At 77.4% G+C, this 7,735-nt stretch carries 8 protein-coding genes; 3 read left to right on the forward strand and 5 right to left on the reverse strand.

The features are described from left to right. Nucleotides 1-197 precede the first annotated feature (197 nt). From NT8_RS25805 to NT8_RS25815, 3 genes are all read right to left on the reverse strand, one after another. A complete protein-coding gene (locus NT8_RS25805; protein WP_067974991.1) occupies nt 198-638 on the reverse strand; it encodes a TIGR03618 family F420-dependent PPOX class oxidoreductase in 441 nt (146 codons plus the stop codon). Nucleotides 639-810: 172 nt separating this feature from the next. Further along, complete coding sequence (locus NT8_RS25810) at nt 811-1,668, reverse strand: alpha/beta hydrolase (protein WP_067974995.1); 858 nt, start codon at nt 1,666-1,668, stop codon at nt 811-813. Nucleotides 1,669-2,087: 419 nt separating this feature from the next. Further along, a complete protein-coding gene (locus NT8_RS25815) occupies nt 2,088-2,504 on the reverse strand; it encodes a RidA family protein (RefSeq protein WP_067974998.1) in 417 nt (138 codons plus the stop codon). A 212-nt stretch (nt 2,505-2,716) separates the two neighbouring features. Between NT8_RS25815 and NT8_RS25820 the strand changes: the two genes are divergently transcribed. After that, nucleotides 2,717-3,733, forward strand: a complete 1,017-nt coding sequence (locus NT8_RS25820; protein ID WP_084469284.1) for a nitronate monooxygenase — start codon at nt 2,717-2,719, stop codon at nt 3,731-3,733. Between the two features lie 189 nt (nt 3,734-3,922). On the opposite strand, the gene NT8_RS25825 is transcribed toward NT8_RS25820, so the two are convergent. Continuing rightward, nucleotides 3,923-4,510 carry a TetR/AcrR family transcriptional regulator gene (locus tag NT8_RS25825; RefSeq protein ID WP_067975000.1) on the reverse strand — a complete coding sequence of 196 codons (588 nt, stop codon included), beginning with the start codon at nt 4,508-4,510 and terminating at the stop codon, nt 3,923-3,925. A gap of 82 nt (nt 4,511-4,592) precedes the next feature. On the opposite strand from NT8_RS25825, the gene NT8_RS25830 reads away from it, so the two are divergent. Further along, nucleotides 4,593-5,561 carry an alpha/beta hydrolase family esterase gene (locus NT8_RS25830; RefSeq protein WP_067975001.1) on the forward strand — a complete coding sequence of 323 codons (969 nt, stop codon included), beginning with the start codon at nt 4,593-4,595 and terminating at the stop codon, nt 5,559-5,561. 296 nt (nt 5,562-5,857) lie between these two features. Here the strand turns inward: NT8_RS25830 and NT8_RS25835 are convergent, their stop codons facing one another. After that, nucleotides 5,858-6,715: an alpha/beta fold hydrolase gene (locus NT8_RS25835; RefSeq protein ID WP_067975002.1), complete on the reverse strand. Its 858-nt coding sequence runs from the start codon at nt 6,713-6,715 to the stop codon at nt 5,858-5,860. Nucleotides 6,716-6,844: 129 nt separating this feature from the next. On the opposite strand from NT8_RS25835, the gene NT8_RS25840 reads away from it, so the two are divergent. Continuing rightward, a partial coding sequence (locus tag NT8_RS25840; RefSeq protein ID WP_067975004.1) for an oxygenase MpaB family protein occupies nt 6,845-7,735 on the forward strand: 891 nt, incomplete at its 3' end.

The following is a 7,735-nucleotide window of genomic DNA, read 5'->3' on the forward strand; positions in this document are numbered from 1 at the left end:
GTGGCCGGGGGTGCGGCCCCGGCCACCCGCCCGATACCCCTCCTTACGGCCACCCCACGCACCCCGGCCCGCACGCCCCACCCGTCTTACCCCGACCGATCGGCCGACGGTCGGCTGACCCGGCGCGCCTCCGCGCGGCCGCCCGATGCCACGCGGACCGGCCACCCGTCCGCTCCTCCGCCGGGCGCCGGCGGCGATCACATGGCGAAGACGCGGGTGGGCCGCAGCAGGACGGCGGTCCGGCGCTGCTCGACCATCGCCCGGTCGTAGTCGGCCCAGTCGTCGTGTGTCCCCCCGGCCGCCGTGAACACGCGCCGCAGCAGGCGCCGTACCCCGTCGGCGTCGACGCCCTCGAAGGGGTCGTCGTACCCGACCAGGTCGACCTCGCCCTCGACGGAGGCCCAGTGGTAGTCGGGCTGGAACACCAGGGTCGCCCGGGGGCGCGCCCGCAGGAAGCGCAGCTTGACGCTCGTGGCGGGGGTGGTGAACGCCAGGACGGGCCCGCCGGTCAGGGGGTGCTCGGCGAGCCCGGCGGAGACCACGCTCGACTGGATCGACCCGTCCGCCCGGACCGTGGAGACCACGCAGCGGTGTCCACCCCGATCGATCAGCGCCCGCACGTCGTCCAGAGTGGCCATGGTCTCCTCGTCGGGCGGCACCGCCGCCGGTCGCGCGCCCGCACGTCCGGGCGCGGCGTGACCGGTGCAACACCCCCCGCACGCCGGTTCTTCCGCCCGCCCGCGCACCGCTCCGGCGGCGGGAGCGTCGCGGTCCCCGGCGGCCGCGCCCGCCGGGGACCGCTCCGGACGGTCAGCCGAGGTTGCGCTGCCGCACGTCCCAGTCGGTGGAGCACAGGCCGCAGTCGGGGCCGACGAACCACCGGCCGGCGGCCGCGTCGCCCTTGAGCCGCCAGTCCAGCCACGCGGTGCCGACCCGGCCGTACTCGCCGCCGTTGGGCTGGCCGAACGTGCCGGTGTGGCCGACGTCCAGGTTGCCCATGAACGCGGGCAGGCCCGCGGGCAGGCGGTTCCAGTCGTCCATGGCGTTCTCGTAGGCGATGTCGCTCGGTCCGCCCGCGAAGTAGGCGATGGGGGCGTGCAGGTCGGCGAGCAGGTGGTTGTCGCGGTCGCTCAGCAGGCCGCTGTTCCACAGGACGGTGGTCGTGATGCGCGGGTCGTCGGCCACCTCGTAGGTCTCCAACCCCCCGCAGGACTGGCCCATGACCGCGATGCCGCCGGTGTCGATGTGACCGCGGTACTCGCTGAGCAGCCGGTCGTTCTCGTCGATCGCCCAATCGACCGCCTCGGTCAGCATCTCGGGGTCGGTCCGGCCGATCCCGCCGGGGCGGCCGTTGGCGATGACCAGGTATCCGTGGGACGCGAACTCGGTGAGGATGTTCTCGAACATCGTCCCGTCGGCCAGGCAGCCGCCGTTGCCCCAGGCGACGATCGGCAGGTCGACGTCGTCGGGCAGCTCGGCGGGGCGGTAGACCGTGTGCCCGGGCAGCCGCCAGGTGGTCACGTACTCGGCGTCGTAGGGCCCCGTTCCGGCGGTGGTCCGCACGGGTTCGGCGGCCGCCGGCCCCGCCAGGACGGGGACGGCGAGCGCGGCGGCGAGCAGGCCCGCGAACGCGGCCGCCACCCGGCGCGGCCACATCGGTGATCTCATGTCGCTCCTCAGGGGGAAGGGCGCGGCGGGCCATCCGTACCTTCTCCCCGCCGCCCGTCGAACATCCGACGGCGGTCACGCCCTGTCAACGGAGGTGACGCGAGGACGGGTCATATCACCGATACGGAGCGCGATGCCGCCAGGTGCCCCACCATGCCCGCGATCCGCCCCCCCGTTGATCTTGACCCTGCCGGGGTAGGGGATCGCTCCCATGCCCCGGCGGCGTCAAGATCAACGAGGTCAGGGGCGTATGCCGGGGTGGCCGGATGCGGCCGGGGGGCGCGGGGAAGCGGCGGACCGATTCGGGGAGGGGCGGTGCGCGGCGGGGAATCGGCTGCGTCGAATACGGCGATGACCCGCTGGTACCCGTCGGAGACCCGGCCGACCCGGCCGACCGGGCCCGACGCGACGCGAGAGCGTCAGGAGACGACGGCGACGGCCTCGACCTCGACCAGCTGGTCCGGGTAGCCGAGGACGGTCACGCCGAGCAGCGTGCTCGGCGCGTCGTGCGCGCCGAAGTGGGCGCGGACGACGTCCCACGCCGTCACGAGGTCCGCCGGGTCGGAGGAGGCGACGTACACGGTGGACTTCACGACGTCGGTCAGGCCGGCGCCGGCCCCCGCAAGGGCGGCCTTGAGGTTGCGCATCACCTGCTCGGCCTGAGCGGCGTAGTCGCCGGGGGCGACGGTCGCGCCCTCGGCGTCGAGCGGGCAGGCGCCCGCGGTGAAGACGGTGCGCGCGGTGGAGGCGGGCACCACGGTGGCGTAGGCGTAGTCGACCTCGTCGGTCAGGTCGGGGAATCGGTCGGAACGGAGGAGTTCGATCTCGCTGTTCACATCGGCGAGATTACGGCACCTCCGTTACCGGATCGGTGCGCCCTCCGCCCGCCCGCGCGGAGCCGCGGGAGGGGAGGGGCGCGCTCTCCGGGGAAGGAGGGGCAACGGGGGAGTACCGCGGGCCGGGGCCGTTCCACCCCGTCGGCGGCTCGATCGCGGCGATATGCGAATCTAATGCCCGTATTTCGCCTATTGGGATTGAGGAGCGATACGTGGGCGTTTCCGACTATTTCAACGTCCCGATCGTGGGTGCGCCCATGGCCGGCGGCGCGAGCACGGCCGAACTGGTGGCGGCCGTGCACCGGGCCGGCGGCCTGGGCTTCGTCGCCGCCGGCTACCTCGCCCCCGAGACGACGGCCGACCTCGTCCGGCGCGCCGCCGCCCGGGCCCCGGGGCGGTTCGGCGTCAACCTCTTCGTCCCCGGGGCCGACACCGCCGACCCCTCCGCCGTCGCCGCCTACGGGGCGCGCCTCGCGGCCGACGCCGACCGGCTCGGGGCCGCCCTGGGCCCGGCGCGCTGGGACGACGACCACTACCCGGCCAAGCTCGCCCTGCTGACCGCCGACCCGGTCCCGGTGGTCGGCTTCACCTTCGGCTGCCCCGAGCCGTCCGACGTGCGGGCGCTGCGCCGCGCCGGATCGACCGTCCTCGTCACCGTCACGACCGCCGGGGAGGCCCGGGCGGCGGCCGAGGCCGGGGCCGACGCGCTCGTGGTGCAGGGCGCGGAGGCGGGCGGGCACCAGGGGTCGTTCGAGGACACCTACGAGCGCACCACCCCGCTGCTCGACCTGCTCGCCGAGGTGCGGGCCGCCGTCGACCTCCCGCTGGTCGCGGCGGGCGGGATCGCCTGCGCCGACGACGTGCGCCGGGTCCTGGCCGCGGGCGCCGCGGCGGCGCAGGTCGGCACGGTACTGCTGCGCACCCCGGAGAGCGGGGCGTCGCGCACCCACAAGGACGCCCTCGCCGACCCGAGGTTCACCGCGACCACCGTCACCCGCGCCTTCAGCGGGCGGCGCGCCCGGGCGCTGGTCAACCGGTTCGTCGCCGCCCACGACCGCATCGCCCCCGGCGGCTACCCGCAGGTGCACCACCTCACGGCGCCGCTGCGCGCCGCCGCCGCCCGCGCGGGCGACTCCGAGCGCCTGCACCTGTGGGCGGGCACGGGGTTCCGCGCGGCCGACGACCGCCCCGCCGCCGAGGTCGTCGCCTCCCTCACCACTGCGCTCTGACCACCGCCGGCGGAGGCCGCCACGGCGGACCGCCGAAACGATGACGCCGAGCGCACCCGCCCGGGCGGCGACCGGGGCCGGCCGAAGCCGAGCGGATCGCCTTCTCCGTGAAGCACCGCCGGGGCCGGCCCCGGCCCGGTCGCCGCGCGCCGCCCCGCACGCCGGTGCGGACGGGGCGGGTCGGGCGGTTCAGGTGCGGCCGCGGGCGGGGCGGGGGGAGGGGAGGGCCTGGGCGACCAGGCCGTCCAGCAGCCAGGCGAAGCTCTCGTCGGCCGGGACGTCGAGGAGGAACACCCCCGCCGCCTCCAGCGCGCAGAACCCCTGGACCGCGCTGCGCACGGCGCGGGCCGCGTGGACCCGGTCCGGGCCGGTGATCCCCGTCGCGGCGAGGATGTCCGCCGCGACGGCGGCCGCCGCGTCGGCCGACCGCCGCACCTCCGGGTCGTCGTAGCCGTCGACCGCGAACGACGTCGCCGCGTACAGCCCCGGGTGCTCGCGGGCGTAGGCCCGTTGGGCGATGGCCAGGGCGCGCAGGGCGTCGCCGCCCGACCGGCCGGTGGCGGCCGCCCTGCACCGCGCGGCGATGTCGTCGTGGCCGCGGGCGCACAGCGCGGCGCGCAGTTCGGTGATGCCGCCCGGCAGGTGCGCGTACAGGCTCGGGGCGGCGACGCCGAGGTGGCGGGCGAGGGCGCTGAAGGTCAGCGCGTTTAGCCCGTGCTCGTCGGCGAAGTCGGCGGCCGCGTCGGTGATCGACTTCCGGGTGAGGCCCTTGCGCACCCCATCAGTGTCCCATCCGGGCCGGACACCGGGTTCCTATAGGGTGTAGGAAAGACCCTACGGCTTATAGGAAGAGGCGTCGATGCGTTCTCCGCGCGCACCCCTCCCCGCCGCCGCGGCCGCGGTTCTCACCCTGGTCACCGTCTGCTGCGCCGCCCCCACCGCGGACGGCGACCCGGCGGAACCGGCGGCCGCGGCCGAGCCCACCCGCGTGGAGGGCACGCTCGACAGCGGCGGCGCCACCCGCTCCTTCCTGGTGGACCACCCCGGCGGCGACGGCCCGGTGCCCATGATCATCGCCCTGCACGGCAAGGGCGGCACCGCCGAGGAGATGGCCGAGGTCACCGGGCTGACCGAGGCCGCCGCGGCCGAGGGCATGGGCGTCGCCTACCCGGAGGGCATCGACCGGGGCTGGGGCGACCACCGCGAGCCGACCGACGCCCGCCCCGACCCCGATGCCGACATCGCCTTCCTCACCGCCCTCGCCGACCACCTCGCCGCCGAGTACGGCGCCGACCGCGACCGCGTCTACCTCGCGGGCGTCTCCAACGGCGGCAACACCGCGCTGCGCGCCGCCGCCGAGGAGCCCGAAGCCTTCGCGGGCGTGGCCACCGCCGCCGCCCAGCTCGGCGCCCACCCCGAACCCCAGGTCCCCGAGGGGCCCGTCCCGGCCCTCCTCTTCTACGGGACCGGCGACCCGCTGCGCCCCTACGACGGGCTGCCCGACCCGCCCGAGGAGAGCGAGGACTTCCCGGAGCCGCCGATCGCCTCCATCGGCGCGCGCGACACCGCCGAGGCGTTCGCCGACGCGTCCGGCGCCGACCGCACCGAGGACGACACCCTGCCCGACACGGCACCCGACGACGGCACCACCGTCGAGCGCACCTCGTGGTACACCGACGACGCGGCTCCGGCCGTGCGGCTCTACACCGTCCACGGCGGCGGCCACACCTGGCCGGGCGGCGACAACCGGCACCCGGACGTCCAGGGGCCGTCCACCGAGGATGTCGACGCGAGTGCGCTGGTGGTGGAGTTCTTCGCGCGGCGCTGACCGGTGGAGGCGGGTGTGCGGCGGCCCGGTGGCGGTGGCCGGAACGGGGCCGGGGCCGGGTGGTGGCGACCGGCAGCCTGCTGTCCGGGGGCGGTCCATGGCGGACGTCGATGTGCGTGCGCTGCCGGTGGAGCCCGCACGGCGCTGACCCGGTCGGCCGCCGGCGGCCGACCGGAGCCGTCGGCGCGGCGCCGGGCCCGCCGGGACGGTCGCGCCGGGGACCCCGCCGGACCGGGCCCGCCGAGGTCGCCCGCAGCAGGCGGACCCGCCCCGGCCCCGTCCGGGGCGGGTGCCGGTCAGGCGTGGGCGGCCAGGTGCTCCAGCAGCGGGCCCGTCACCCGGTCGGGGCGCTCCTCGGGCAGCCAGTGGGAGGCGCCCGCCAGCGGGGTGTAGGTGTAGGGCGCGGTCACCCAGTCGCCGGTGGCCTCGGCCGCCGCCGCGGTGAACGCGACGTCGCCGTCGCCCCACAGGTACCGCGTGGGCACCCCGATCGCGGGCGCGTCGGCGGCGTCGCCGTGCAGCGCGCGGTACCAGTTGAGCGCGGCGGTGAGGGCGCCGGGCGCCGACAGCCGGCGCACGTTGTCGGCGACCAGGTCGTCGGGCACCCGCCCCCCGTAGAGGCGGGCGAGCGCCGCCCCGCCGTCGGCCAGCAGCGCGGCCTCGGCCGCGCCCTCGCGGCGGAACGCCCGGATGTAGCCGAGCCGGTCGCGCTGCTCCGCCGACGCCGCGGTGGCCGCCGCCAGCGCGCGCGGGTGCGGCGTCGACAGGACGACCAGGGACGCCACCCGCTCGGCGTGGAGCGCCGCCACCGGCCAGGCCACCACCCCGCCCCAGTCGTGGGCGACGAGGTGGAAGCGGTCGGCCCCCAGCGCGTCGGCGAACGCGATGACGTCGGCGGCCAGTTCGGCCACCGCGTAGTCCGCCGGGTCGGCGGGCCGGGCGCCGGGGGAGTACCCGCGCTGGTCGACGGCCACCGCGCGGTACCCGGCGGCGGCGACCGCCGCGAGCTGGCCGCGCCACGAGGTGGCGAACTCGGGGAAACCGTGCAGGAACAGCACGAGCGGCGCGCCGGGCGGCCCGGCCGCCAGCGCGTCGAACTCCAGGCCGCGGGCGGGCAGCGTCAGCGGTTCGGTTCCGGGGGCGATGGGGGCCACGGGCACCTCCTCGGCGGGTCGTGCCCACGCTACCGGCCACCCCCGGCGCGCGGGGGAACGGCCGGTAGACTCCGGCCGTACGGCCCGGCGGGCGCCCGCGCCCGCCCCCCGCCCATCACGGGAGCACCCATGCGCCCCACGGTCGCCCTGCCCGGCAGCCCGACGTGGCGGGTGCAGCTCGACCGGGCCATGTGGGTGGCCGGTGTGCGGTCGCTGATGCTCCAGGCCCTGCACCCGGTGGCCATGCAGGGCGTGTGGCAGCGCTCCGACTTCATGGACGACCCCACCGGCCGACTCCTGCGCACCGCCGACTACGTCGCCACCACGACCTACGGCAGCCCCGAGGAGGCCGAATCGCTCGGGGCGCGGGTCCGCGCCGTCCACCGGCGGCTGGTGTTCACCGACCCCGCCACGGGGCGGCGGCACCGCGCCGACGACCCCGACCTGCTCACCTGGGTGCACTGCGCCGAGGCCGCCTCCTACCTGGAGGTGGTCACCCGTGCGGGGGTGCGGCTGTCGCGCGCCGACGCCGACCGCTACCTGGCCGAGCGCGCCGCCGCCGCCCGCTACGTGGGCCTCGACCTCGGCGGGGTGCCCGGGTCGGTCGGGGCCCTGCGCGCCTACCTCGCCCGGACGCGCCCGCTGCTCGCCGCCACCCCGGAGGCGTGCGCCACCGTCCGCTTCCTGCTCCGGCCGCGGGTGCCCGACCGGCTGCGGCGGCTCGCGCCGCTGGCCCCGCTGTGGCTGCCGATCGGCGCGCTGGCCTACCACGCGCTGCCCGCGTGGGCGCGGCGCGCGTACGGCATCCTGCCGGAACCGCCGGGCACGCAGGCCGCGGTGACGGCCGGGCTGCGCGCGGTGCGGGCCGCCCTCAACGCCGTCCCCGACCCGCTCTACCACCGGCTGTTCGCCGACGCGACCGTGCGCCGCGCCCACCGGGCGCGGGCGCGGCTGCGCGCCGCCGGCTACGACGTCCGGGGCGGGCTGGCGGGTGCGGCGGCCCGCGCGGGCCGCCGCACC

Origin of the sequence: Nocardiopsis trehalosi NBRC 14201 (genome assembly GCF_001552555.1) — a bacterium.
Lineage (GTDB): Bacteria > Actinomycetota > Actinomycetes > Streptosporangiales > Streptosporangiaceae > Nocardiopsis_B > Nocardiopsis_B trehalosi.

Excerpts from the sequence above, each read along its gene's own strand:
- NT8_RS25805 (WP_067974991.1), bottom strand. The coding sequence starts at position 638 with ATGGCCACTCTGGACGACGTGCGGGCGCTGATCGATCGGGGTGGACAC.
- NT8_RS25810 (WP_067974995.1), bottom strand. The coding sequence starts at position 1,668 with ATGAGATCACCGATGTGGCCGCGCCGGGTGGCGGCCGCGTTCGCGGGC.
- NT8_RS25830 (WP_067975001.1), top strand. The coding sequence starts at position 4,593 with ATGCGTTCTCCGCGCGCACCCCTCCCCGCCGCCGCGGCCGCGGTTCTC.